Origin of the sequence: Paraburkholderia pallida, from assembly GCF_004524855.1 — a bacterium.
Taxonomy (GTDB): Bacteria; Pseudomonadota; Gammaproteobacteria; order Burkholderiales; family Burkholderiaceae; genus Paraburkholderia; species Paraburkholderia oxyphila.
Map to the genome: position 1 here is coordinate 2,185,324 of NZ_CP038148.1, position 26,445 is coordinate 2,211,768.

General features: G+C 65.4%; 20 protein-coding genes, 1 other RNA gene and 1 pseudogene. 10 read left to right on the plus strand and 12 right to left on the minus strand.

Annotated elements, in window-relative coordinates:
* Positions 1-112: 112 nt before the first annotated feature.
* A complete protein-coding gene (gene clpB / locus E1956_RS09940) occupies positions 113-2,710 on the plus strand; it encodes an ATP-dependent chaperone ClpB (RefSeq protein ID WP_134748464.1) in 2,598 nt (865 codons plus the stop codon).
* 141 nt (positions 2,711-2,851) lie between these two features.
* On the opposite strand, the gene E1956_RS09945 is transcribed toward clpB, so the two are convergent.
* Complete coding sequence (locus E1956_RS09945; RefSeq protein WP_134748466.1) at positions 2,852-3,475, minus strand: GIY-YIG nuclease family protein; 624 nt, start codon at positions 3,473-3,475, stop codon at positions 2,852-2,854.
* A 250-nt stretch (positions 3,476-3,725) separates the two neighbouring features.
* Between E1956_RS09945 and E1956_RS09950 the strand changes: the two genes are divergently transcribed.
* Positions 3,726-4,034 carry a type II toxin-antitoxin system RelB/DinJ family antitoxin gene (locus tag E1956_RS09950; protein ID WP_134748468.1) on the plus strand — a complete coding sequence of 103 codons (309 nt, stop codon included), beginning with the start codon at positions 3,726-3,728 and terminating at the stop codon, positions 4,032-4,034.
* Positions 4,031-4,270, plus strand: coding sequence for a type II toxin-antitoxin system RelE/ParE family toxin (locus E1956_RS09955; RefSeq protein ID WP_232071082.1), 240 nt, complete (start codon positions 4,031-4,033; stop codon positions 4,268-4,270). The genes E1956_RS09950 and E1956_RS09955 overlap by 4 nt, the downstream gene beginning before the upstream one ends.
* A 161-nt stretch (positions 4,271-4,431) precedes the next feature.
* Here E1956_RS09955 and E1956_RS09960 read toward each other — a convergent pair whose 3' ends face one another.
* The 3 genes from E1956_RS09960 to E1956_RS09970 form a co-directional block, all read right to left on the minus strand.
* Positions 4,432-4,872 (minus strand): YidB family protein, encoded by a 441-nt coding sequence (locus E1956_RS09960; protein ID WP_028219188.1) that lies wholly within the window; start codon positions 4,870-4,872, stop codon positions 4,432-4,434.
* Positions 4,873-5,077: 205 nt separating this feature from the next.
* On the minus strand, positions 5,078-5,680 hold the full coding sequence (locus E1956_RS09965; RefSeq protein ID WP_134748470.1) for a ComEA family DNA-binding protein: 603 nt from the start codon (positions 5,678-5,680) through the stop codon (positions 5,078-5,080).
* Between the two features lie 268 nt (positions 5,681-5,948).
* Positions 5,949-7,961, minus strand: coding sequence for a sigma-54-dependent Fis family transcriptional regulator (locus tag E1956_RS09970; RefSeq protein ID WP_134748472.1), 2,013 nt, complete (start codon positions 7,959-7,961; stop codon positions 5,949-5,951).
* Positions 7,962-8,425: 464 nt separating this feature from the next.
* Here E1956_RS09970 and E1956_RS09975 point away from each other — a divergent pair, with 464 nt between their 5' ends.
* The 5 genes from E1956_RS09975 to lipA all read left to right on the plus strand — a co-directional run bounded on the left by E1956_RS09975 (position 8,426) and on the right by lipA (position 13,791).
* Positions 8,426-9,496, plus strand: coding sequence for an ATP-NAD kinase family protein (locus E1956_RS09975; RefSeq protein WP_134748474.1), 1,071 nt, complete (start codon positions 8,426-8,428; stop codon positions 9,494-9,496).
* Positions 9,497-9,605: 109 nt separating this feature from the next.
* Positions 9,606-10,583, plus strand: coding sequence for a thiamine pyrophosphate-dependent dehydrogenase E1 component subunit alpha (locus E1956_RS09980; protein ID WP_134748476.1), 978 nt, complete (start codon positions 9,606-9,608; stop codon positions 10,581-10,583).
* Positions 10,584-10,629: 46 nt separating this feature from the next.
* Complete coding sequence (locus E1956_RS09985) at positions 10,630-11,634, plus strand: alpha-ketoacid dehydrogenase subunit beta (protein ID WP_134748478.1); 1,005 nt, start codon at positions 10,630-10,632, stop codon at positions 11,632-11,634.
* A 4-nt stretch (positions 11,635-11,638) separates the two neighbouring features.
* Positions 11,639-12,760, plus strand: coding sequence for an acetoin dehydrogenase dihydrolipoyllysine-residue acetyltransferase subunit (locus E1956_RS09990; RefSeq protein WP_134748480.1), 1,122 nt, complete (start codon positions 11,639-11,641; stop codon positions 12,758-12,760).
* A 2-nt stretch (positions 12,761-12,762) separates the two neighbouring features.
* Positions 12,763-13,791, plus strand: coding sequence for a lipoyl synthase (lipA, locus tag E1956_RS09995; RefSeq protein ID WP_134748482.1), 1,029 nt, complete (start codon positions 12,763-12,765; stop codon positions 13,789-13,791).
* A 70-nt stretch (positions 13,792-13,861) separates the two neighbouring features.
* Here lipA and E1956_RS10000 read toward each other — a convergent pair whose 3' ends face one another.
* The 8 genes and pseudogenes from E1956_RS10000 to trxA form a co-directional block, all read right to left on the minus strand.
* The gene (locus E1956_RS10000) at positions 13,862-15,229 is read right to left on the minus strand and encodes an MATE family efflux transporter (protein WP_232071084.1); all 1,368 of its coding nucleotides are present in this window, start codon (positions 15,227-15,229) and stop codon (positions 13,862-13,864) included.
* 7 nt (positions 15,230-15,236) lie between these two features.
* Complete coding sequence (locus E1956_RS10005) at positions 15,237-16,991, minus strand: ArnT family glycosyltransferase (RefSeq protein ID WP_134748486.1); 1,755 nt, start codon at positions 16,989-16,991, stop codon at positions 15,237-15,239.
* Positions 16,992-17,349: 358 nt separating this feature from the next.
* Complete coding sequence (locus tag E1956_RS10010; RefSeq protein WP_028219179.1) at positions 17,350-17,613, minus strand: type B 50S ribosomal protein L31; 264 nt, start codon at positions 17,611-17,613, stop codon at positions 17,350-17,352.
* 155 nt (positions 17,614-17,768) lie between these two features.
* Positions 17,769-18,614, minus strand: coding sequence for a M90 family metallopeptidase (locus E1956_RS10015; protein ID WP_134748488.1), 846 nt, complete (start codon positions 18,612-18,614; stop codon positions 17,769-17,771).
* Between the two features lie 77 nt (positions 18,615-18,691).
* Positions 18,692-20,248: an MFS transporter gene (locus E1956_RS10020; RefSeq protein ID WP_134748490.1), complete on the minus strand. Its 1,557-nt coding sequence runs from the start codon at positions 20,246-20,248 to the stop codon at positions 18,692-18,694.
* A gap of 170 nt (positions 20,249-20,418) precedes the next feature.
* Positions 20,419-20,901 (minus strand): annotated as a pseudogene (locus E1956_RS10025) (MerR family transcriptional regulator); the annotation flags it as partial.
* A gap of 212 nt (positions 20,902-21,113) precedes the next feature.
* The gene (rho, locus tag E1956_RS10030) at positions 21,114-22,376 is read right to left on the minus strand and encodes a transcription termination factor Rho (protein ID WP_134748494.1); all 1,263 of its coding nucleotides are present in this window, start codon (positions 22,374-22,376) and stop codon (positions 21,114-21,116) included.
* Between the two features lie 292 nt (positions 22,377-22,668).
* Entirely contained in the window at positions 22,669-22,995 is a 327-nt protein-coding gene (trxA, locus tag E1956_RS10035; RefSeq protein WP_027818380.1) for a thioredoxin TrxA, read from the minus strand.
* 514 nt (positions 22,996-23,509) lie between these two features.
* On the opposite strand from trxA, the gene ffs reads away from it, so the two are divergent.
* Both ffs and E1956_RS10045 read left to right on the plus strand, forming a co-directional pair.
* An RNA gene (gene ffs, locus E1956_RS10040) (signal recognition particle sRNA small type) lies at positions 23,510-23,608 on the plus strand.
* 297 nt (positions 23,609-23,905) lie between these two features.
* A complete protein-coding gene (locus tag E1956_RS10045; protein WP_134748496.1) occupies positions 23,906-26,410 on the plus strand; it encodes a DNA polymerase III subunit gamma/tau in 2,505 nt (834 codons plus the stop codon).
* Positions 26,411-26,445: the final 35 nt, after the last annotated feature.

Sequence of the window (26,445 nt, forward strand, 5' to 3'; positions counted from 1 at the left end):
CAATCCGGGCATCGAGCGCAATAATCGGAAAAAATGACGTGATCCCCGCTTGAAACCCGCGCAACACCCCTCAAATTTGGTGACAGTTAAGATATCGGAGGTCTCGTTTTAAATGAGAGTCGACAAACTCACCACCAAGTTCCAGGAAGCACTCGCCGACGCACAAAGCCTCGCCGTCGGCCACGACAATCAATACATCGAACCGGTCCATTTGCTGGCGGCGCTCGTCGCGCAGCAGGACGGCTCGGCGCGCTCGCTCATGTCGCGCGCGGGCGTGCAGGTTCAGGCGTTGCAGAACTCGCTGAACGACGCCATCAACCGCTTGCCGCAGGTGCAGGGCACCGACGGCAACGTCCAGGTGGGCCGCGAGCTCACCGGCCTGTTGAATCAGGCCGACAAGGAAGCGCAGAAGCTCAACGACACCTATATCGCGAGCGAGATGTTCCTGCTGGCGGTCGCCGACGACAAAGGCGACGCGGGCCAGATCGCGCGCAAGAACGGCCTCACGCGCAAGGCGCTCGAAGCGGCGATCGTCGCGGTGCGCGGCGGCGCTCAGGTCCATAGCCAGGACGCCGAGAGCCAGCGCGAAGCGCTCAAGAAGTACACCGTCGACCTGACCGAGCGCGCGCGCTCGGGCAAGCTCGACCCCGTGATCGGCCGTGACGACGAAATTCGCCGCTCGATCCAGATCCTGCAACGTCGCACCAAGAACAACCCGGTGCTGATCGGCGAGCCGGGCGTGGGCAAGACGGCCATCGTCGAAGGCCTCGCGCAGCGCATCGTCAACGGCGAAGTGCCGGAGACGCTCAAGGGCAAGCGCGTGTTGTCGCTCGACATGGCGGCGCTGCTCGCGGGCGCGAAGTATCGCGGCGAGTTCGAAGAGCGCCTGAAGGCCGTGCTGCATGACATCGCAAAGGACGAAGGCCAGACCATCGTCTTCATCGACGAAATTCACACGATGGTGGGCGCGGGCAAGGCCGAAGGCGCGATGGATGCGGGCAACATGCTCAAGCCGGCGCTCTCGCGCGGCGAGCTGCACTGCATTGGCGCGACCACGCTCGACGAATATCGCAAATACATCGAAAAGGATGCCGCGCTCGAGCGCCGCTTCCAGAAGGTGCTCGTAGATGAGCCGTCGGTCGAGGCGACTATCGCGATCCTGCGCGGCTTGCAGGAGAAGTACGAGCTGCACCACGGCGTGGAGATCACCGACCCGGCGATCGTTGCGGCGGCGGAGCTCTCGCATCGCTATATCACCGACCGCTTCTTGCCGGACAAGGCCATCGACCTGATCGACGAAGCCGCTTCGAAGATCAAGATGGAAATCGACTCGAAGCCCGAGGAGATGGACAAGCTCGACCGTCGCCTGATCCAGCTGAAGATCGAGCGCGAGGCCGTCAAGAAGGAGAAGGACGAAGCGTCGCAAAAGCGTCTGCAGCTGATCGAGGAAGAGATCGACCGCCTGAGCCTCGAATATAAGGACCTCGAAGAAATCTGGACCGCCGAGAAGGCCGCGGTGCAGGGCAGCGCGCAGATCAAGGAAGAGATCGACCGCGTGCGCGCCGAGATCACGAAGTTCCAGCGCGAAGGCAAGCTCGAGAAGGTTGCCGAGCTGCAGTACGGCAAGCTGCCGCAACTCGAAGCCCAGTTGAAGCAGGTCACGCAGGCCGAGGCGAACGAGCAGAACAATCCGTTGCGTCCGCGTTTGCTGCGCACGCAAGTGGGCGCCGAGGAAATCGCCGAAGTCGTGTCGCGTTCGACCGGCATTCCGGTCTCGCGCATGATGCAGGGCGAGCGCGAAAAGCTGCTGCTGATCGAAGACAAGCTGCACGAGCGCGTGATCGGCCAGGACGAGGCGATCACCGCGGTGGCCGACGCGATCCGCCGCTCGCGCGCCGGTCTCGCGGACCCGAACAAGCCTTACGGCTCGTTCCTGTTCCTCGGGCCGACGGGCGTGGGCAAGACCGAGCTCTGCAAGGCGCTTGCGGGCTTCCTGTTCGATTCGGAGGACCATCTCATCCGCATCGACATGAGCGAGTTCATGGAGAAGCACAGCGTCGCGCGTCTGATCGGTGCGCCGCCGGGCTACGTCGGTTACGAGGAAGGCGGTTATCTGACCGAGGCCGTGCGCCGCAAGCCGTATAGCGTGATCCTGCTCGACGAAGTCGAGAAGGCGCACCCGGACGTGTTCAACGTGCTGCTGCAAGTGCTCGACGACGGCCGCATGACCGATGGCCAGGGGCGCACCGTGGACTTCAAGAACACGGTGATCGTGATGACGTCGAACCTCGGTTCACACCTGATCCAGTCGATGGCGGGCGAGCCGCAGGAAGCGGTGAAGGAGGCCGTCTGGAACGAAGTGAAGCAGCAGTTCCGGCCTGAGTTCCTGAACCGGATCGACGAAGTCGTGGTGTTCCATGCGCTCGACCGCTCGAATATCGAGTCGATCGCGAAGATCCAGCTGCAACGCTTGCGCGAGCGTCTGGAGAAGCTCGACATGGAGCTGATGGTGTCGGACGAAGCGCTCGGCCAGATCGCCAAGGTGGGCTACGATCCGCTGTTCGGTGCCCGGCCGCTCAAGCGCGCGATCCAGCAGGAGATCGAGAATCCGGTCGCCAAGCTGATCCTCGCGGGCAAGTTCGGGCCGAAGGATGTGATTCCGGTCGACATCCACGACGGCAAGTTCGTGTTCGAACGCGTCGTGCACTGAAGCGCGATTCATGGGGCGAAGGCGCGTGCCGGAAGGTGCGCGCCGTAGCGGGAGCAGGAAGCGCAAATGAAAAGGGCAACGGAGTTTTCCGTTGCCCTTTTTCATATTTGTCATGCGCAGCAATCGCTGCCAGGCACTTCGTCATATTTCCTGGACGGCGTTTCCATATGTATCGTTGTAGATCGCACGAAGACTCGTGCCGTCATAGGTCCAATTGGGGCCCGGGGCCACGCTGTACTCCAGCGACAGGTCCTTGCGCGTAGCCGCAGTCAGAGACATTTCTTCGCCATCGAATCGCACCTTGCGGTTGCCCGTCACTGTAGCCACAGCATCGGTATGGACTGACCGAAGCTCAGCGCCGATTGGAATGCCCATTTCCTCGAAATTCAGGTTGGGTCGGCGTGATTTCAACCGGTCAGCCGCGCTCTTCGACTGCTCATCGACTGGCGACGGCTGGCTTTCCACTTCTTCCGTGGCCTCTTCCACATGCAACAGCCGGAGAATGGCAATGGCCTGGTCCGGATCAATCTGAAAGAACTCTCGTTTAGGGTTGACCCGGTCGGGAGCAAACGCGAGGTGTAATGCTCGTTCGACTTCTTCAGGATTTTGCACCTTGCAGGCAAATTCCAGTTTGAACGGCACAGGTACTCCCGTGGTGTAGAGCTGTCCAAGACGCGCATTCGCATCTTCCTGCGTAGTGCAACCAATCTTGACCAAACCCGGCATAGCCGGATTGGTCAGGACATAAACAACACTCAATGTCATGTTATTTTCTCTGAGCGGGTGGTTGGCCGTTATCTGATGTGTCAACGCCATCTTGCAAGCCGCGTCGCTACATCACATTAGTTAGTGGTGCTTGCGCATTGATGAATGATTCTAAAGTCGGGACCGGTACCCAATTGTTGATGATGGTCATTTCCGGGAGTTAAACAGGTTGGGATCTGCTGAAAATGAGCGCGCACGAGTGCATCTCAATTGAGATACAATGAGTTATTGTCCCGATGGAGGAGCGAACATGGCCGCGCAAACTTCGATGCTGCACATCCGGATCGATGATCAACTGAAAGCCGCTGCAGGCGAGAAGCTTGCAGCAATCGGCTTGACGGTCTCGGACGCGGTTCGGATCCTGCTTACCCGTGTCGTTCGGGAGGGGGGGCTGCCTGCGGGGCTCACCATGGATCAAGATGCCTATGACGATTGGTTCAGGGCCAAGGTCCAGGAGGCTCTTGACGATCCGCGCCCGAACGTGAGCAATGAGGATGTCAAGGCACATTTCGCGGCCCGTCGTGAGGCGCTACGCAAACGGGCTGGGACCAAGGCTTGAAGATCGAATGGAACCAGCATGCGCTGGACGATCGCGACGGCAATATGGAGTACGTCGGGCACGACAGCCCGGCTGTTGCCATCGAGTTGGACGATGAAATCGAGCGGCAGGTGGATGCGCTGATCGATTATCCCAGGATGGGCCGCCCCGGCCGGATGCCTGACACCCGCGAACTGGTGATTTCACGCACGCCGTATATTGCCGTTTATCAGATCGACGACCAGGAGCACCGGTAGAAATCTTGCGTATCCTGACCAACTGGCAGCAATGGCCATAAAGATCGCTTGATCGTCGGTTTCATTCCATGCTTTGAAAGCCGGAAAGCGCAAACGAAAAGGGCAACGGAGTTTTCCGTTGCCCTTTTTTCGCATGCACCGCGCGCGGAGCGCGCGCCACCTTACGCCTGCTTGTTGCCGCCGCCCAGCAGCGAAGCGAGGCCGCCGAGCGTGCCCAGCACGCTCTCGGAATTGATCTGGCCGCCGTTGGGCACTTCGCCGTTCGGCGTGCCGGCGTTGACGACGTGCGGCAGCACCTGCGCGAGCAGGCCGCTCACCTGATCGGGCTGCATGCCGACCTTCTGCGCGAGACCCGAAACCACGTCGGAGCCCAGCACATTGTGGAGTTGATCCGCCGAAACCGCCTGGTTCTCGCCGTTGCCAACCCACGATTGCACGACATCGCCGAGGCCGCCTTGCTGGAACTTCTGGATGAGGCCGTTCAGGCCACCCGGCTGGTTGTTGATGAATTCCATCGCGACAGCGAGGAGTTGGGCTTGGCCGCCGCCTTGTTGCTGCGACGAGGAACCAAGCAGGGAACCGAGGGTATCTAGCAGGCTCATGACAATCTCACTGGATGATGGCCGCGACAGGGGAAGCGGCCGGAAAATCGGATGGCGCACACGAGGCGCGCCGCGCAGGGTTGCCCGTGCAGTCCGGCGACGAGGCGGCCGAGGGCCGCACGCGCCGGAACGGGTCGAATCCGGGTGCCAGAATCAGGCGCCCGATTGGGGTGTTTGATTCGGGTGCCCGATTCCGGCACGTGAATCAGGCACCCGATGCAGCCGCGTCAGAAGCGGCCTGGTTTTTCTTCGACTTCTTGGACTTCTTCGCCTTGGTGTCCGAAGCGGCGCTCGGCGCTGCGGCGGCGGATCCCGCCTCAGGCGCGCTTGCCGCTGCGGCTGTCTTGTCCTTCTTGCTCTTGTGCTTCGACTTGCTCGCGCTCGCCCCCGACGCGGCCTGCGGCGCGGTCGTCGCGGCCGTAGTCGTGGCCGCAGGCGTCTGGGATGGCGCCATCGGGTTGGCGGTGGTGCCCGCGGCAGCGGGCGTGGCGCTCTTGCTGCTCTTCGACGACGCGGCGCTCTTGGCGGCAGGCGGCGCCGACGAGCCGTTGATCGTGAGGCCCGCGGCTTCGAGGTTCTGCACCGATTTCGGGCCGATGCCCTTGACGCGGCTCACGAGGTCGTCGGCATCCTTGAAGGGGCCATTCTTGCTGCGTTCGTCGATGATTGCCTTGGCATGGGCCGGGCCGATGCCCTTGACCGTTTCGAGCGCGGCTTCATCCGCGGTATTGACTTCGACGGCCGTCGCCAGCGCGGCGGACAGCGACAGACCCAGCGCGAGGAACAGCATCAGCAGCTTCTTGAGCATGGCAATCACTCCATTGAGGGCATTTCGGTTAGCCGGGAACGGACGACGCATCCAGTCGGTGGTGCTGCGCTTACAAGGATATGACAGTTGGCGTATCCGTGGACCGGAAGCGGTCGATTTATACCCACGCTTTCGTGGCAACACAATCACGCCGCACAATATTTAATACTTCTGTGCATTTCGATGGCGGCGGACGCAACCATGCAGCGCACGTCAGGTGCGCCTAAGGTGCGTTGCAGGTGCGTTGCAGGTGCGTTTCAGGCGCGTTTCAGGCGCGGTGGGGCCCGACGATGCCGAGTTTCGTAATGCGCCGATAAAGCGTCGCGCGCGACATGCCAAGCGCCGCGGCAGCGGCGTTGGGGCGCCAGCGATGTGCGGTGAGTGCGGCGACGATGCGTGCGCGTTCGTCGCCGCAATCGTAGGCAGGATCGCTGGCCATGGCGGCGCCCGAAGGTGCGCGAGCCAGGCCGGAGGCGCTGACGGCCGGATTTTGCGCTGCTAGTTGCGCCGCGAGATCGGCGCTCAAATGCCGCGCCTCGACGCGCACCGTATCGCACACCGCGCATGCGTAGCGCATGGCGTTGCGCAACTGGCGCAGGTTGCCGGGCCAGGCGAATGCGGCCAGCCGTGCAGCCAGAGCGGCGTCCAGCGTGAGCGGGCGGCCGGCCGCTTGGGCCTCTTCGGCAAACACGGTTTCGATCAGCGTTGCGACATCGCGGCGCTCGCGCAGCGGCGGCAAGATGAGCACGGCGCCGCAGAGCCGGTAGTAGAGGTCTTCGCGGAACGCGCCCGCACAGGCCATTTGCGCGAGGTCGCGGTGCGTCGCGCAGATCACGTCCAGGTCCACGCGCGTGGGTGTTTCGCCGCCGAGCGGCAGCACCTCGCCTTCGGCGAGCACGCGCAGGAGGCGCGTTTGCAGCGCGAGCGGCATGTCGCCGATCTCATCGAGAAACAGCGTTCCGCCGTCGGCCATGGCGATTTTGCCGCGCGCGCCATGGCGCCGCGCGCCCGTGAATGCGCCCGGTGCGTAGCCGAAGAGCTCGCTCTCGATCAGCGATTCGGGCAGCGCACCGCAGTTCACGGCCACGAATGGCCGGTTGCGCCGCGGCCCCGCGTCGTGGATCGCTCGCGCGAACACTTCCTTGCCCGCGCCCGTTTCGCCGAGCAGCAGAACCGGCAGATGCTTGCCTGCCACGCGCTGCGCGATGCGCGCGTTTTCGGCCACGCGCGCATCCGCGCTGCGCAGGAACGGGCCCAGCGCGCTGCGATCGTCGGTGTCGCCGGCACGCGCATCACGCAGCGGCGTCGCGCCGTGCACGGCGGGTGCCTGGCTGCGTGGCGCACCGGGGAACCCCGCGCGGCCGAGCGGCGCGCGAATGCGCGCGTAAAGCATGCTGCCGTTCGCACGCAGGCGCAGCGCCGCTATGGCTTCGATACGGCCGATATCGCGCAGCTGCACATGCGATGAATCGAAGATCTCGTCGATATGGCGCGGACCGTCGAGGCCCGGAATGCACTCGCGCGCGCGGCGGTTCGCGGCGGCCACGTTGCCGTTCTCGTCGAAGGCGATCAGCACTTCGGGCTGCGCCTCGACGTAGTTGCGGTTCTGGTGTCCGAAGAGTATCCAGCACGCGCCGGTGCGATGCAGGAAATAGCCGTCTTCGATGAGCGTCGCGCTCTGGCGCACGAGCTGGTTGACGATGCGCTGGCTGTCACGGTTGTCGGGCGACTGCACGGCAGAGGCATCGAGCACGCCTATCAGCTCGCCATCGGGCGCGAAGATGGGCGCGGCGCTGCACGTGAGCGTCGTGAACGCGGCGCGAAAGTGATCGGTCTTGTGCACCGTGATGGGCGCGAGGTCGGTGAGCACGCTCGCGATCCCGCACGTGCCTTCCTCGCTCTCCGACCAGCACGAGCCCATAAAGAGGCCCGCATGCTTGAAGTCGTTGCGGCGCTCGCGGTCGATGCGGTAGTCGATGGTGACGCCGTGCGCGTCGGTGAGCATCACGCAATAGTCGGCGTCGCGCACGGTCTCGTGCAGGCGCGTGAGGCATTGGCCCGAGGCGCGCAGGAAAGCCTCTTCGCGATCGCGGATCTCGCGCAACTCGGCCGCGCTCAGCACACGTGGGCCGATCACCGAGCCGGGATCGAGCTGATAGCGCTCGAACGAGCGCTGCCACGACAGGGCGAGGCGCGGCGAGTCGTTCGGCGCGGGCAGCCGGCCTTCGACGGCGCCGCGTACGCGTTCGGCGTGGCGAGTGGGCGCGAGTGCGTAGGGCATGGACGTTTCCAGACGAGGGGCGTCGGCGCTTGGGGCGTTCGGCGTGAGTCTTTTTGTAGCACATCTGTCGTGCGCGATCACACCGCAGCGCAGCATGCGAGACGGTTGAGACGATCGTCTCAGCGCGCTGCGAGACGCTCGTGAGACGTGGCACGAAGGCCGCACAGGCCCGCCGCGTGGGGCGTGGCGGGTCTTGATCGGGGGCGCGGAACTGGTGGTGTCTCAGCAACCGCGCGTGCAAGGCCGCCGCTGAGACGCCGTGCAGGTCATGAACGACCATGCGGGCGCGCCGCTCCGATCGACGCAAAGCCCGTAGATCAGGCGTTCTGCGGGCGCCTGGCTGCTATTCGAGTGCATTGGCACAGCGCTTGCAGAGAGTGACGGCAAGAGCGGTGCACGCATGCGCCGCCATCAGAACGAGTCCTCGCGATCCTTCTGGATCGCCAAGGTTGGAGACAACGCCCGTGACAACGCCCGTGACCGTAGGCGTAATCGCGAACCCCGCATCGGGACGCGACATCCGCCGTCTTACCACGCACGCCTCCGTCTTTCCGACCGCGGAAAAGGCCAACATGGTCGTGCGCTTGCTAGCGGGTCTCGGCGCGCTGGGCGTGGAGCGCGTCATCACGCTGCGCGATCGCACCGGCGTGGCCGCGCTCGTGCTGCGCGCGCTCGAAACCCATGCCGCCGTGGCACGCAACGAACGCTGGCCCGTAGTGGAGTTCGTCGATCTGCCGATCAGCGAGAGCGTGGCCGATACCCACGCGGGCGTCGCGCATATGGTCCGCGAGCAGGTCGCGCTGATCGCCGTGCTCGGCGGCGACGGCACGCATCGCGCAGTTGCTGCGCATTGCGGCGACACGCCGTTGCTCGCGCTGTCCACCGGCACCAACAACGCTTTTCCCGAGTTGCGCGAAGCCACGGTCGCGGGCCTCGCGGGCGCGCTCGTCGCGACTGGCGCGGTGCCGGCCGAAACGGCTCTCGTGCGCAATAAGCGTCTCGTCGCGCGCTGCGTCGAGGGACCGGATCGCGGACGCGAGGAGATCGCGCTGGTCGACATCTGCGTGTCGCGTCAGCCGTTCATCGGCGCCAGGGCCATCTCAGATAGTTCGGATATCGAATCGTTATTTCTGGCCTTTGCGCCGCCCGACGGCATCGGGCTCGCGTCGATTGGCGGCGCGTGGGCGCCAGTCGGGCGCGACGCCGCACACGGCCTGCACATGACGTTTGGGTCCACGCGAGGCGGGGAGGGCGAAGGCGTGCCGCTCATCGCGCCCATCGCGCCGGGGCGCATCGAGCGCCTGACGATGCGCACCTGCCAGCGCCTCGAAGTGGGCGTGGCGCTGCCGCTCGATGCCGATCACGGCACGCTCGCCTTCGACGGCGAGCGGGAGATCGAACCGGCGCGCGGTGACCGCTACGAAATCGCGCTCGACTGGGGCGGGCCGCTGACCGTCGATGTCGCGCGCACATTGCGCTATGCGGCCTCGCATCAGCTATTGCGCGAGGCGGCGTATGCCGTGTCGCCTCGATAAGCCTGCTTCGCTGAATGTTGTCCAACTTCCCTCGAGAAAGGAGCCATTTCACCAGGCAGTCGTATCCGGAGCAGCAGGCATCACCAGCGTCTATACACAGGAGACAACCATGTCTGTCACGTTGAACAAGGAGCAGTTGCTCGCGGCGTATCGCTCGATGCGCACGATCCGCGAGTTCGAGGAGCGCTTGCACGTCGAATTCGCGACCGGCGAGATTCCGGGCTTCGTGCATTTGTATGCGGGCGAGGAGGCATCCGCGGTCGGCACCATGAGCCATCTGAGCGACAACGATTACGTCGCCACTACGCACCGCGGCCACGGCCATTGCATTGCGAAGGGCGTGGACGTGCGAGAGATGATGGCCGAGATCTATGGCCGCGCCACGGGCTCGTGCCGCGGCAAGGGCGGCTCGATGCATATCGCCGATCTCGCGAAGGGGATGCTGGGCGCGAACGGCATCGTCGGCGCGGGCGGTCCGCTCACGTGCGGTGCGGCGCTCGCGGCCAAGCAAAAGAAGACCGGTGGCGTGGGCGTGTGCTTCTTCGGCGACGGCGCGTCGAACCAGGGCGTGATCTTCGAGTCGATGAATCTCGCCTCCGTGTGGCGCTTGCCAGTGATCTTCGTCGCCGAGAACAACGGCTACGCGGAAGCGACGTCGTCCACATGGTCGGTCGCGGCCGACAACATCGCCGACCGCGCCAACGGCTTCGGCATGCCGGGCGTGATCGTCGACGGTTTCGACTTCTTCGCCGTGTACGAAGCACTGGGCGAAGCGATTGCGCGCGCGCGCAACGGCGGCGGGCCGACGCTCGTGGAAATGAAGCTCTCGCGCTATTACGGCCACTTCGAAGGCGATGCGCAGACCTATCGCGCGCCTGGCGAGGTGCAGAAGCTGCGCGAAGAGAAGGATTGCCTCATGCGCTTCGAGGAGCGCGTGGTGCGCGCGGAGCTGGCGAGCACCGACGATTTGCGCAAGGTGGACGCCGAAGTGAAGGCGCTGATCGACGATGCGGTGGCGAAAGCGAAGGCCGCGCCGTTGCCCGCACCCGAGGCGCTGCTCACCGACGTGTACGTGTCGTATCCCTGAGCACGGCACGCTCAGGTCATCAGGATTCCAGATCAAGGAGACGGAAATGGCACGGAAAATCACCTATTCGCAGGCGATCAACGAAGCGCTCGCTCAGGAGATGGCGCGCGACGAGAGCGTGATCGTGATGGGCGAGGACAACGCGGGCGGCGCGGGCTCGCCCGGCGAGCAGGACGCCTGGGGCGGCGTGCTCGGCGTGACGAAGGGCCTCTATGGCAAGTTCCCGGGCCGCGTGCTCGATACGCCGCTCTCGGAGGGCGGCTTCATCGGCACGGCGGTGGGCGCGGCGGCGTGCGGTTTGCGGCCGGTGGCGGAGCTGATGTTCATCGACTTCATGGGCGTGTGCTTCGACCAGATCTTCAACCAGGCGGCGAAGTTCCGCTACATGTTCGGCGGCAAGGCGGTCACGCCGGTCGTGATCCGCACGATGTACGGCGCGGGCCTGCGCGCGGCGGCTCAGCACTCGCAGATGCTCACGTCGCTCTTCACGCATATCCCGGGCCTCAAGGTCGTGTGCCCGGCCACGCCTTACGACGCGAAGGGCCTCATGATCGAGGCGATCCGCGACAACGACCCTGTGATCTTCTGCGAACACAAGCTGCTCTACACGATGGAGGGCGACGTGCCCGAGGAGTCGTATTCGATTCCGTTCGGCGAGGCGAACATCGCGCGCGATGGCGATGACGTCACCCTCGTCACCTATGGGCGCATGGTCCATTACGCGCTCGAGGCGGCGCAGCAACTCGCGAAGGACGGTATCGAAGCCGATGTGATCGACCTGCGCACGACCTCGCCGCTCGACGAGGAAACCATTCTGGAGAGCGTGCGCCGCACGGGGCGCGTCGTGGTGGTGGACGAGGCGAATCCGCGTTGCTCGATGGCGACCGATATCGCGGCGCTCGTGGCGCAAAAGGCGTTTCGCGACCTCAAGGCGCCGGTCGGCATGGTGACCGCGCCGCATACGCCGGTGCCGTTCGCGGCCTCGCTCGAAGACCTTTACATCCCGTCGGCGCAGCAGATCGCCGATGCCGCGCGCGCAGCAAGGAGCTGAAGTCATGCCGATTCACATGATCACGATGCCCAAATGGGGCCTTTCGATGGAGCAGGGCCAGGTGAACGGCTGGCTCAAGTCGCTCGGCGAGAAGGTGTCCAAAGGGGAAGAATTGCTCGACGTCGAGTCCGACAAGATTGCGTCGGGCGTCGAGTGCGCATTTGAGGGCGTGCTGCGGCGGCAGATCGCGCAGGAGGGCGATACGCTGCCGGTTGGCGCGCTGCTCGGCGTGGTGGCGGCCGAAGAAGATTCGGATGCCGAAATAGACGAGGCGGTGGCCGAATTCCAGCGCGATTTCGTGCCTGCGAAAGCCGGCGATGCCGACGCCGGCCCGCAGCCCGAGAAGGCACAGATCGGCGGGCGCACGCTGCGCTATCTGAAGCTCGGCGAGTGCGATGGCACGCCCGTCGTGCTGGTCCACGGTTTCGGCGGCGATCTCAACAACTGGCTCTTCAATCATGCCGATCTCGCCGCCGGGCGCACCGTCTGGGCGCTCGATCTGCCGGGGCACGGCGAATCGGGCAAGGCCGTGGAGAGTGGGGCGCTCGATGAGCTCGCGCAGAGCGTGGTCGATTTTCTCGACGCGCAGCAGATCGAGCGCGCGCATCTGGTCGGACATTCGCTGGGCGGCGCGGTCTCGATGGCGGTGGCCGAGCGCGTGCCCGCGCGCGTCGCCTCGCTTGCGCTGATCGCGAGCGCGGGGCTCGGCGATGAAATCGACGGTGCGTATATCGAGGGCTTCGTCGCGGCCGCGAACCGCAACGCGCTCAAGCCGCATGTGACGAAGCTGTTCGCCGATCCCGCGCTCGTCACGCGCCAGCTCGTGGAAGACCTCGTGAAGTACAAGCGGCTCGAGGGAGTGCAGGACGCGCTCAGGAAGATCTCGGCACAGGCCTTCGAAGGCGGCGCGCAGCGGCGCGTGTTCCGCGACCGGCTTTCGACGCTGGCGCCGAAGGTGCTCGTGATCTGGGGCGAGTCCGACCAGATCATTCCGGTCAAGCATGCGCAAGCCTTGTCGCCAGCGGTGCGCGTCGAGGTGATTGCCGCCAAGGGGCACATGGTGCAGATGGAAGCCGCCGCCGAGGTCAATCGCCTGCTCAAGGCTTTCTTCGAGTCAGGAGGCTGAACATGGACGCCGTCACGGTTGAACCGGCGCCGCCGGAAGCACAAGCGCGGGCCACGCCGGGTGCGCCCGGCGATACGGCGCTCGGCCAGCACGGCCTGCGCAGCCGCGAGAAGCTCGCGCGCATTCCCGTGAAGATCGTGCCGGCGGACGAGGGCGCGGCGCTGCCCAAGCCGCCCTGGCTGCGTGCGCGTCCGCTCATGAGCACGACCGTTGCCGGGGTGGCTGCCGTGCTGCGCGAACACCGCTTGCATTCGGTGTGCGAGGAGGCGATGTGCCCGAACATCGGCGAGTGCTTCGCGCAGCGCACGGCCACGTTCATGATCATGGGCGGGTTGTGCACGCGCCGCTGTCCGTTCTGCGATGTTGCGCACGGACGGCCCGCGCCGCTCGACGAGGACGAGCCCGCTCACCTCGCAGCGGCGGTCGCGGCACTCGGCCTGCGCCATGTCGTGATCACCTCGGTCGATCGTGATGACCTGCGCGATGGCGGCGCGGCGCATTTCGCGCGCTGCATCGCCAGCGTGCGCGAGCGCGTGCCCGGCATCGGCGTGGAGGTGCTGACGCCGGACTTTCGCGGACGTATCGACCGCGCGCTCGACGCGCTCTCGGTGGCTTGGCCCGACGTGTTCAATCACAACGTGGAGACCGTGCCGTCGCTCTACCGGGCGGCGCGGCCGGGCGCCGACTATCGCGGCTCGCTCGCCTTGCTCGCGCGCGCAAAGGCCGCGCATGGGGCGCTCGTCACGAAATCGGGGTTGATGGTGGGGCTGGGCGAGACCGATGCGCAATTGCTCGAGACGATGCGCGATCTGCGCGAGCACGACGTGCAGGTGCTGACGATCGGGCAGTATCTCGCGCCGTCGCGCTATCACATGCCGGTGCGCCGCTACATGCATCCGGACGAGTTCGCGGCGCTGCGCGAGGCGGGGCTCGTCATGGGGTTCAGCGAAGTGGTGGCCGGGCCGCTCGTGCGCTCCTCGTATCACGCGGCGCAGACTGTGGAGGCTGCGGGGCATCACGAGCCCGCATGAAGGCATTGGTCGTTTTGCAACTAACTGCCAAAGCGTGCGGTCACCTCAAAGGCCGCACGGCGGCGGTTCTTCAGGCCTCTACGCGCAGATACCGCGTGCTGACGCGCGACAGATAGATCGCGAGGCCGGCGCCGGCAATCGCGAGGCTCGTCGCATTGGCGATCCAGAAGCCGCGCGCACCGGTCGCCCAGACGGGCAGGGTGCCGAAGACGTCGAAGCCGAGCGCATAGCCGCCGCCAAGGCCCACGCCCCAGAGCGCGATGGCGTAAATCACCGTGGGCACCACGGCAACCTTGTAGGCGCGCAGCGCGAATGCCGTGGTGACCTGCAGCGCATCGAACACGTGATAGAGCGTGACGATCGCCACGAGCGGCATCGCCGCCACGGCGACGGCCGGATCGGGCGTATAGCCCTTGATCAGGAGTGGCCGCAGCACGAACACAATCGCGCCGTAACAGCACGCGATCGCCACCGCGGTGATCACGCCGTGCCGCGCGAGCGTGCGCGCTTCGGCGGGGCGCGCGCCGCCCAGCGCCTGCGCCACCAGCGTCGAGGTCGCCACGCCGATCGAGAGTGGCGTCATATAGAGCACCGCGCCCACATTCCCGGCGATCTGGTGGCCCGCGAGCGTTGTCGTCCCGAGGCGTGCGATGAAGATGGCCATGAAGGTGTACGAGGTCACCTCGATGAGGTACGAGAGCCCCATCGGAATGCCGAGCTTGAGTAGCTCCGCCTGGCGCTTCCACTCGGGCCAGCAGAAGTGCTTGAAAATCTCGAACGGTGCGAACACGTCGACGCGCATGAACGCGATGGCGGCGCACAGGGCGAGCGCCCAGTTGATCGACGTGCTGGCGAGCGCGCAGCCCGGACCGCCCAGTGCGGGCACGCCGAGCCCGCCGAAGATGAGCCAGGTGTTCAGCGGCACCTTGATCGCGAGTGCCGCAACCTGCAGGAACATGACGAGGCGCGGCCGGCTCACGGCATTGGCGAGCGAGCTGTAGATGCGGAACGCGAGGCTCGCGGGCAGCCCGAACGAGAGCAGCCGCAGATAGGCGATAGTGCGCTCGTGCAGCGCCTCGGGCGCACGGGCGAGCGCGAGCAGCGGGCCGGGAAAATACAGGATCGTGAAGCCGATCACCATCAGCACGAGCGCGAGCCAGAAGGCCTGACGCACTTCGAGGCCGATCTCGATGTCCTTGCGTGCGCCGTAGAGCTGGGCCGCGACGGGCTGCAGCGCCGTGAGTATCCCGGTCAGGCCGATATAGACCGACACGTAGATCGAGGAGCCGAGCCCGAGCGCCGCGAGATCGAGCGCCGAATAGCGGCCGACCATCGCGGTGTCGATCACGCCGAACGCGATGATCGCGAGCTGGCCGACCAGCACCGGCCAGGCGAGCGCGGCGATGCGCCGGATGTCGCCGAGGAAAGTCGTCGTCACCGGAGCCTCAGTCTGGGCGCTTGCGCCAGACATGCTTTTTCAGCGGCGGTTGCGGGCGGTCGATGCGCACGTAGAGGCGGAAGCGTTCGTCGCGGTCGGCGGCGCGGCGGCCTTCCCAGACGAGCTTCCAGACGAAGTTCGACATCGAGCTCGGCTCGCCGTAGTCGTGCGTGTCCTGGCGCAGGATCACGTCGCAGTCGTCGTCGAACGAGAAGTGCATCTTGCCGAAGTACGCGAAGGTGGCGATCTGCGCGTCGCCGAGGCGCACGGGCGAGATGCACTGGTAATCGGCGGGCAGGTGCGCGGCGATTTGCTGTGCGACGTCCTTGTAGGTCCGGCTGTAGTTGACGACCGGCAGCCAGAGCGTCATCAGCAGCACCCACATGAGCGTGGTGCCGCCGCTCGAGAGCACGACGCTGCGCCAGAGCACCTTCGGGTGCCGTGCGATGCGCCACTGTGCGAGCACGATCCAGCACACGGTGACGGCCACCGCGCACACGAACGAGAGGATCTTGAATTGCGGCACGAAGCCGGGCGCGAGGCGCGCGAGATTGCGCGCGAGCGGCGCCGGGAAGCCGGTCATGCCCGCGAGCCAGACGAGCCAGACGAAGGTGCCCAGGATCGTGAAGCTCAGCACAGCGAACCAGTCGATCGCGTTGATCGCGCCGCGCTTGAGCGTGGGCAGCGCAAAGGTCGCGAGCACCGAGAGCGCGGGCAGCACGAGCATGAAGAGCAGGTTCGTCTCATGGCTCTGCACGACCACGAGGATCAAGAGCGGCACGATGACCGAAAGCGGAATCGCAATGTGCGGCGCGCGGCGCAGTCCCGCCCAGCTCACCCACGCCCAGATCGCGAGCGGCCAGGCCGGCCAGGTGAAGAGCGGCAGGTTCTTCGCCGCATAGCGCAGCACCGCGCCCGGCGGGCCCGCGAACGCATTGACGCTGGTGAGCGCCCACTGGTTGAGGAACCACACGGCATCGGTGGGATAGAGGTGCAGCGCGTAGAGCGGCCAGGAGAGCGCGACCACGAGCGCCACCGGCAGGCCGGCCACGAGCAGCCAGCGCGAGCGCGTCTCGGGCGCGACGGCGAGCATGACGAGCGTGCCGATGAGCAGTGCCCCCACCAGCACGGGCCCGCTCGAGAGCATCACGACACCGAGCGCGAGACCCCACCAGAGTGCGCCCTGGATCGGCTTGTCGATGGCGCGCACGAGGCCGTAGACGAGCATCGCGATACCGACGAACTGCATCAGTTGCGGCGTGGTTTCGTGGCCGCGCTCGGCAAGGCCGAAACAGGCGAGCAGAACGAGCAGGGCGCCGTCGCCGAGCGTGCGGCCGTAGTCGCGCGGCTCGGGCTCGCCGCCAAAGGCGTACTTGAACGGCTGCACTTCGGGACGCCGGCCGAGCAGATAGGCGCTGTACCAGACGAACGCGCAGGCAAAGCAGAACAGCACGCCGGTGGCGATGCGCGAGGCGTTGCTCGCATCCACCCAGGGGGCGAACAGGCGGATGCACAGGGCGCCGAGCCAGTAGCCGAGCGGGCCGTTCGCGGTCACGTATTTGCCGACGAGGTTTGGCAGCAGCCAGTCGTGCGTGGTGCCGCCCGCCATCGTCCACATCACGCCGAAGCCCGCTGCATCCTCGTTCTTCCACGGGTCGCGGCCGAACAGGCCGAACGAAGCGAAGACGATACAGAGGGTCAGCAGCAGCCAGCGCGGCAAGGCGCTGGTGGCGGAGGCGGTCAGGCGAATAGCAGGCTTCATGCAGTGCGAAGGAATTCGGGTAAGCGGACCGGGTCGCGGCCGTCGCCTCGGGCAGTGGCGCGAGGGTGGCTGCACGATCGTCGTGCGCCGCCGGTCGGGAGCATCCGGCATTCTAGCTGGCTGCGCCTGCGCGCGTCACGGCGCAGGCTGGATGCCAATGCAAGGAAACGGATGAAACAACGTTGTCAAAATCGGGCGAGGACGAGGTGTCGCTGGGCATGGCAGATGCAAATGCCTGGATCCGACGATTCCGGCCATCACGCGGACAACCTTTCAGGCAACAAAAAAGGGCAGCCTGGGCTGCCCTTTTCGTGCGGGACCGGCCGCGAAGCCGGTGCGCGAAGTTCGCTCCGAAAGCTTACTTCGTGGCCTTGCCCGTGGCGCGCGCGCCGAACTTCTTGTTGAACTTCTCGACACGGCCTGCCGTGTCCATGATCTTTTGCGTGCCCGTGTAGAACGGATGCGATTCCGACGAGACTTCGATCTTCGCGAGCGGGTAGGTCTTGCCGTTGAATTCGGCGGTTTCGCGCGTCTGGATCGTCGAACGGGTCACGAACTTGAAGTCGTTCGAAACGTCGATGAACAGGACTTCGCGGTAATTCGGGTGAATGCCTTCTTTCATGGTGGTTCCTCAAATCTGGCGGTAGCCAACCCGCGTGCCCCCAGCATGATGCCAGAAGGTCAATTCGGCGCGAGCCACTTGCCCAAGGTCGAAAAACGGCGATTATGCCAGAAAATCAGCCGGTTGGCGAATTTTTGACGGTTCGCGCGACAGGCTTACGCGCGGGGCTCGGCGAGCGCGTCCAGTGCGCCCACTCTGGCCGGATCCTGCCGGTAATAGCACGCGAGCAGCCGGTAGAGCTCGGGATATTCGGCCTCGAACGCCTTGGGCTTGACGAACAGCGCCTCGCTGCACACCGCGAAGAACTCCGACGGATGATCGGCGGCATAGGGATCGATCAGCGAATCGCGCTCGAAGCGCGCCCAGCGGCGCTCCGGCACGGCGTCCACCTTGTCGCAGAACTGGTCGTAGGCGTTGTCGAACACGTCGGCCCAGGCTTGCGCGTCGAGCGGCGCGTGCCAGCGGCGAAAGAGGGGCGGATGACCGTCGGCCTCACCGGTGAGCATATCGATCTTGTGGGCGAATTCGTGGATCACGACGTTGTAGGCGTCGCTGCCGTCGGTCATCTGCGCGTCTTCCCACGAGAGGATCACGGGGCCGCCTTCCCATGCTTCGCCGCTCGCGTCGTGCTCGACCTCGTGCACCACGCCGTCCTCGTCCTCGACGGTCTTGCGGATCACGAATTCGCCGGGGTAGACGGTCACGCCGACCCAGCCCTTGTAGAGATCGAGGGACAGGTTGAGCACCGGCAGCGATGCCTGCGCGGCGATCGCCACCGCGATCTGGTCGGTGAGCTCGAGCTCGTGCGCCGTGGAAAACTCCTTTTGCGCGAGAAAAAGACTCGTGAGCTCGCGCAGGCGCACGAGATCGGCGCCATCGAGGTGGGCGAGGAACGGCAGGCCGGCGAGCGTCGCTTGCCAGAGCGCGTCGTCGATCGCATGGGTGCGCAGCGCCTTTTCACGGCGGCGGGCGTCGAACCAGTGGGTCAGTTTCGAAAGCATCGCTCAGTTGCGTCTTCGGTTGCGGCGTCGGTTGCGTCTTCAGGTGCGTCGCCGGGTGCGTGCAGGTGCCGTTCGGCTCAGTCGATCTGCTTTTGCCACGCGGCGAAAATTCCACCGCACACGGCCACGCCGATCAGGAAATAGAACCCGTCGAGCGAGCTCAGAAAGCTCGCCTGCTGCGCGACCATGCGGCTCACCTGCACGAGCGCGAGCCCGTGCGCCTCGCCAGGCGAGCGGCCGAGCGCTTCGAAGGCATGCGTGAGCGTCGCGTACGTGTTCTGGAAAATCGGGTTGAGCGGGTTCACGAATTCGGCGAGCCGCGACTGGTGCAGCGCCAGACGGTGCTGCTCGACGATGATGATCGTTGCCGTCGCGAACGATATCGTCAACTGACGGACGACATTTTTCAAGCGGTATCCGTGCGTGAACTCCTCGATGGCGAAGATGCGGAAGGTGAGGTTCGCCACCGGCAGCACGATGAAGAGCAGCAGGAGGCCACGCAGCAGCAGCGGGAAAATGAGCCAGCTCTCGCTGGTGTCGGGCGTGAGGCGCGTCATCCAGAACGAGACGAACGCCGCGAGCACGAAGCCCGGCACGATGATCCACTTCTTGTGCGTGATGAACTTCGAGTAGCGGAAATAGAAGAACAGCGCCGAAGCGGAAATCAGCGAGGTGATGCCGGTGAGGCGCCCGGCATTTTCCACGGGATAGTTCAGGCCGCCTTCGAGAAAGCGCGAGACCAGGTAGCTGAGCGCCGTGCTCTGATAGTAATAGACCATGTAGAGCAGCAGCCCGACGCGAAACGGCTTTTCGCGCAGTGCGTGCAGGCGCATGAGCGGCTTCGGATGATGCCACTGCTGCCAGACGAACCACGCGAGCGCGGCCATGCCGGCCACGGTCAGCAAGATGATGCCGGGCGAGGTGCTGAACAGCTCGAAGCGCACCTGCTGCATGGCGATCTGCAGCGCACCTTGCGCGAGCGCGAAGATGATGTAGGGCCAGAAATGCGAATCGCCACGTTCCTCGGGCAGCACGTGGCCGGAGTTGGGGAGCGCGAGCAGGGCGAGCACCGCGTAGAGCACGCCTGCGGGCGCGGAAAACACGAAGAGGGCGCGCCAGTCGAAATGCGAGACGAGAAAGCCGCCCGCGAGCGGCGCGAGCGCGCTCGAGAGCACGATCAGGATCAGGAATGCGCGCGTCGCCACGGGGCGCTGCTGCGGCGTGAAGGAAATCTGGATCAGGATGCGGCAGGTGCCCATCATCGGGCCAATGAAATAGCCCTGAAAGCCGCGCGCGAAGGCGAGCTCGATCGACGATTCGCAGAGGGCCGCCGCCACCGCGCCCGCCGCATAGAGCAGCAGGCAGCCGCTCACGTAGCGCCGGTAGCCGATGCGCTCGACCCACCATTGCTGCTGCAGGATGCCGAGCACGGCGCACACGGCGTAAGCGCTGGACGCCCAGACGAGCTCGTCGGGCGAGGCGTTGATGCCGCCGGCGATGTAGCTCGTGAAGAACGAAAAGATGGCGTTGTCGTAGTAGTCGAGGCCGGTCGCGAGCGCGAGCACCCAGGGGAAAAAGTCTCCTCGCAGGCGCGTCGCGCTCAAGATCGGCTCGCGAGTGGGGGCGCTGCTCATTCCCGGCCGCTCCCTTGCTGGCGCGCATCCGCGCTTTCGCTGTCGTCGCCGGTCCCGGCGGGGCCGGGGTCGAGCGGGGTGGCGCTTTCATCGCCGCTGCGCTTGCCGCCTTTCGCGCCCGCGCGCGAGGACGCGTCCGCGCGGGATGGGCTCGTGCCTGCGGCCTTCGCCGCCTCCTTGCGCCGGCGCGTGGCGGCCAGGCGCTCGCCGATCAGCGCTTCCGATGGCACGCCGGCCAGGCGCTGCCGCAGATAGTCGAGATCGTCGGCGAGTTCGGTGCGCACCGTCTGCGCCTCTTTCAGCTCGCGGCGCACGGCGGAGATGCGCGCGTCGAGCGTGTCGATCTGTTGCGCGAGCGCGTCGGCGATCTGCTGCAGCGAGTCCTGCGAATAGCGCCGCCGGCCGTCGCCGACCGATTCGAGCGGGCGCTTGAGCATCTCGGTAATGCCGTGCAGCGAGAAGCCGAGCGCGCGCAGCCGCAGGATGCGGGCAAATTGCTCGAGGTCGTGTTCGTCGTAGAGGCGGTAGCGGCCTTCGCTGCGCGTGGGCGTGACGAGGCCGCGCTCCTCGTAGTATTTGAGCGTGCGCGGCGTGACGTTGAGCCGCTGGGCGGCGTCGCGCACTGTCAGCAGCGCACGGGTATCTCTCGACATCGGTGGACAGCCGCGTGGGAGCGGCGGTGGAGACAACGACCGGATTATAGTGCAACGTGAACGTTCACGTACAGGTTGTGCGCTTGTCCCGGCGCAAAGGGGCGGTGCCAGAAAGGCACGCCGGCATGGCGCGACGGCATGGCGCGAGAAATGACAAACGCCCGCGAGTGCGGGCGTTTGCGATACATCAAAGAGCAGAGGCGGGCGAGGCGTTAACCGCCGCGGCGCATCATATCGAAGAACTCGGAGTTGTTCTTCGTTTGACGGATCTTGTCGAGCAGGAATTCCATGGCCTCGACTTCGTCCATGTCGTGGATGAACTTGCGCAGCACCCAGATCTTCTGGAGGATGTCCGGCTTGATCAGCAGCTCTTCGCGGCGCGTGCCCGACTTGTTCAGGTTGATCGACGGGTAGACGCGCTTTTCCGCGAGACGGCGCTCGAGGTGCACTTCCATGTTGCCGGTGCCCTTGAACTCTTCGTAGATCACGTCGTCCATGCGGCTGCCGGTTTCGATCAGCGCCGTGCCGATGATGGTGAGCGAGCCGCCTTCTTCGATATTGCGCGCGGCGCCGAAGAAGCGCTTCGGACGCTGCAGCGCGTTGGCGTCCACACCGCCCGTGAGCACCTTGCCCGATGCGGGCACAACGGTGTTGTACGCACGTGCGAGACGCGTGATGGAGTCGAGCAGAATCACGACATCGTGTTTCATTTCGACGAGACGCTTGGCCTTTTCGATGACCATTTCGGCCACTTGCACGTGGCGCGCGGCCGGTTCGTCGAAGGTCGAAGCGATCACTTCGCCCGCCACCGAGCGCTGCATTTCGGTCACTTCTTCAGGGCGCTCGTCGATCAGCAGCACGAACAGGATCACGTCGGGATGGTTCTGCTTGATCGCGTGCGCGATGTGCTGAAGCATCACGGTCTTGCCCGACTTGGGCGAAGCGACCAGCAGGCCGCGCTGACCCTTGCCGATGGGCGCGATCATGTCGATGATGCGGCCCGTCACGTTCTCCTCACCGCGCATCTCGCGCTCGAGCAGCAGCACCTTGTTCGGGTGCAGCGGCGTGAGGTTCTCGAACATGATCTTGTGCTTCGAGGCCTCGGGCGCCTGGCCGTTGACCTTGTCGACCTTCACGAGCGCGAAGTAGCGCTCGCCGTCCTTCGGCGTACGCACTTCACCTTCGATCGTGTCGCCGGTGTGCAGGTTGAAGCGGCGGATCTGCGACGGGCTGATGTAAATATCGTCCGTGCTGGCGAGATACGAGGTTTCCGGCGAGCGCAGGAAGCCGAAGCCGTCCGGGAGCACTTCGAGCGTGCCGTCACCGAAGATCGTTTCGCCCGTCTTGGCGCGCTTTTTGAGAATCGCGAACATGAGTTCCTGCTTACGCAGGCGGTTCGCATTTTCGATCTCGAGGCCATTGGCCATCTCGATCAATTCGGACACGTGCTGAGACTTGAGCTCGGAAAGATGCATACGGAGAACCCGTCGGGGAGGATGCGACGAAAAGAAGTCTGGGGGAAAAGTAGCGAGCGGAACCGCTCAAGGACTTATATAAGGGCGCCGGGTAGACGCTTTATGAATTCTAGCATAACACACGCCGGAAGCCGCCAGTCGAGCCCGGCGGCAAGTTTCGGCATGTTTTTTCGGTGCGTGTTGTCGGTGGACAACACGCACCTTTGAGTCGCAGCCTGCTTGCTGTGCTTTACACAGCCCGATCCTGATTCGAAGCAGGGATCGGTTGGCGTGCAGGCCGGCGACGCGCGATTTACAGGTGGCTATCCAGGAACGCGGTGAGCTGCGACTTCGAAAGCGCGCCGACCTTCTGCGCCGCGACGGCGCCGTTCTTGAAGAGGATCAGCGTCGGGATGCCGCGCACGCCGAACTTCACCGGCGTCGACTGATGCTCGTCAACGTTGATCTTCGCGACCTGCAGGCGATCGCCATAGTCCTTCGCGACCTCGTCGAGAATCGGCGCGATCATTTTGCAGGGGCCGCACCATTCGGCCCAGAAGTCCAGCAGCACGGGCTTGTCGGATTTAACGACGTCCTGTTCGAACGATGCGTCGCTGATGTGCTTGATTTGTTCGCTCATTGTATGAATACCTCTTTCGGATCGAGGCTGACTGAATGAATTGCTCGCCACGATACACCAAAACTCAAAATATATCCGGGACCGCCCAAAGCCTTGCCAGGCGGCACCAGATCCAGCCGGCCAAGCTAGCCCGGCAACGGTCGACGCCAGTGTAGCCTAAATCCCTATGCGTTGCCGACGGTGATAGTACGCATACGGGCATCAGGGTTTCCCAATGTTTTTCATGAGAAACGCGCGCGTTTTTTGTGCCGGCGTTCCGGTTGCGCCGGGACCGCTTCCCAACCACCGCCAAACTATTGTCGACCGGCTTTGCCGCGGAACGGCGTGCGGCCGCACGCACTGCACGATGCTGATATTGTGGTGCGGCGCACGTTTGCAAGAGGGTGAGCGCGCTTCGCTCAGGGGCGCGCAGCCCATCCGATGCGCTCCTTGTGTACGCCGTTTGGGGACGCAATCGAAGACTTTTGCGATGCGGCATTCGCAATGCGGCGCAACCGATGTTAGAATGCTTCGTGACGGGCCTCCTCGCATGGAGGGGCGGTCAACCTGGTCAGGTCGGGAACGAAGCAGCCACAGCCGTTTTCCGCCAGTGCCGAGGGTCGGGCTCGTCACCTTCCGCTTTTTTCTTTCGCAGTTCCTCTTCTTCCCCTCGTAGTCCCTATCTCTCGCTGAGTGCGCCGCTGCTGCGTTGCCAACTCTCGCGTGCTGCGTGTTTGTCCCATTGCACCCGTTTGCGGCATTCGTCTTGGCTTTACGCGCATGCGGATCGCGTGCAAGGAAGCAGTGCGCAGGGGCTCGCGCGAAATGTTCCAAAGCGATACGGCGGCGACGGCCCGGCGCGCCCGTCAACAGGGCGCCCGACGCCTTTCGATTCATCGGAACGCGCGGGCGTTGCTGATACAATTTCCGGATGACCTATCAAGTTCTCGCACGCAAGTGGCGACCGAAGGATTTCGCTTCGCTCGTCGGACAGGAGCACGTGGTGCGCGCGCTCACGCATGCGCTCGACGGCGGGCGTCTCCATCACGCTTACCTCTTCACGGGCACGCGCGGCGTGGGCAAGACGACGCTCTCGCGCATCTTCGCCAAGGCGCTCAATTGTGAGACCGGCGTGACGTCCAAGCCGTGCGGCGTCTGTCGCGCGTGCCGGGAAATCGACGAAGGTCGCTTCGTCGACTATGTCGAGATGGACGCGGCGAGCAATCGTGGCGTCGACGAAATGGCCGCGCTGCTCGAGCGCGCGGTCTATGCGCCGGTGGATGCGCGCTTCAAGGTCTACATGATCGACGAAGTGCACATGCTCACGAACCACGCGTTCAACGCGATGCTCAAGACGCTGGAGGAGCCGCCGCCGCACGTCAAGTTCATCCTCGCGACCACCGATCCGCAAAAAATTCCGGTCACGGTGCTGTCGCGTTGCCTGCAGTTCAATTTGAAGCAGATGCCGGCCGCCAATATCGTCGAGCATCTCACGCATATTCTCGGCGAAGAGAAGGTCGAGTTCGAGCCGCAGGCGCTGCGCCTGCTCGCGCGCGCCGCGGACGGCTCGATGCGCGATGCGCTCTCGCTCACCGACCAGGCCATCGCCTATTCGGCCAATCAGGTGACGGAAGAGGCCGTGCGCGGGATGCTCGGCGCGCTCGACCAGAGCTACCTGATTCGCCTGATCGACGCGCTGGTCGCCGGTGACGGCGCGCAAGTGCTCGCCATCGCCGATGAAATGTCGCTGCGCAGCCTGTCGTTCTCGACTGCGCTGCAGGATCTCGCGAGCCTGTTCCATCGCGTGGCGTGGGCGCAGTTCGCGCCGGCGTCGGTGCTCGACGAATGGCCCGAGGCTGACGATCTGCGCCGCTTCGCCGATGTGCTGAGCGCGGAGCAGGTGCAGCTTTACTATCAGATCGCGACGCTCGGGCGCAGCGAGCTCGGTCTCGCGCCCGACGAGTACGCGGGCTTCACCATGACGCTGCTGCGCATGCTGGCGTTCGAGCCTTCGGAGAGCGCGGGCAGTGTCGGCAGCGCGCCGGCTTCGAAGCCGGCGGCAGCAGGTGCCGGCGTGCGTGCGGCCGCTCCGGCGGTCGCTTCGGCGGCGGCCGTTGCGCCCGCCGAGCGCGCTGTTGCGCGGCCGGTGGCCGCTGCGCCGCGCGTCGAACGCACGGAACGCACGGAACGCACGGAACAAACGCAGCCAGAAGCCACGAGCACACCGCCGCGCGCCGAGTTGGCGGAAGGCGCGCAGCAGGGCGTCGCTAACTCATCGCCGAGTGCCGATGCGCAAGCCGCATCCGCGAGCGTTGAAGCAACGGCGGAACCGGTGGCGCAAAGCGCTGGGCAAGCCGCGCGTGCAGCGCAAGCGCGCGTCGTGCCGCCTTGGGAAGACGAGACTGCCACTTCGGGCGACGACGCGAAGCCTGAAGCGCAGGCCACGGCGCAGGTTGCGCCGGCACCGGCTGCTGAGCCCGTTATTGAGACGCCAGCAGCACCACCTGCGCAATCCGTGACGCAAGAGACGCATGAGACGCCCGCCATGGAGGCGCCTTCGGCTCGCGCCACCGGCGCCGGCGGCGCGAGTGCGGCGCTCGACGTGCTGCGCAGCAAGGGCATGCGCGTGTCCACGGAACGTAGCCCGCGCGCAGCGGCCAGTGCGGCGTCGCCCGTGGCCACCGCGAAGCCCGCTGCGCCGCGCATGGAAGTGAAAGTGCCGACGCCCGATCCTGCGCGTCGAGCCGCCGCCGCGCAAGAAGCCCAGGCGCGCCGGCCTGCGCGAGAGTCGAACCCGCGGCAGGACGCATCGGGTGCGCCGCCGTGGGACGACATCCCGCCCGACGATTACGTGCCGCTCGGTGCCGACGACGCTTATTTCGCGTCCCCCGACGAAAGCTTCGCGCCTGCATACGAAGGCGAGTCCGCCGCGCCGCGCGCCGGTGCATCGTCGGCACAATCGGCTCCGTCCGCCGCCGTGGTCGACGTGAGCAAGCTGCCGCCGGGCATCCCGCTCGACGTCATCGGTTTCACGGGCGACTGGCCGGCGCTTGCCGCGACCCTGCCGCTCAAGGGCATCTCGTATCAGCTCGCCTTCAATAGCGAGTTGACCGGGCTCGACGGCGGCGTGCTCAAGCTCAGCGTGCCGGTGCCGCAGTACGCGGAGACCTCGCAGGTCGCCAAGCTCAAGGCCGCGCTGGCCGAAAGCCTCGGCAAGCCCGTGGAACTCGACGTCACGGTCGGCCCCGCGCGCCGTACGGCGGCGGCGCTCGACGCCGCCGCGCGCGCCGAGCGCCAGCGCGACGCTGAGCGCGAGATTGGCGCCGATCCTTTCGTGCAGCAACTGATTCGCGACTTCGGCGCGAGCATCGTGCCGGGCTCGATCCGGCCGATCGCGCCCGAGGCCGCGCAGGGCGGTAGCCAGACCGCCCATTGAATTGCGCCGCGCGGTGCTCCGGGCACAGCGGGTGC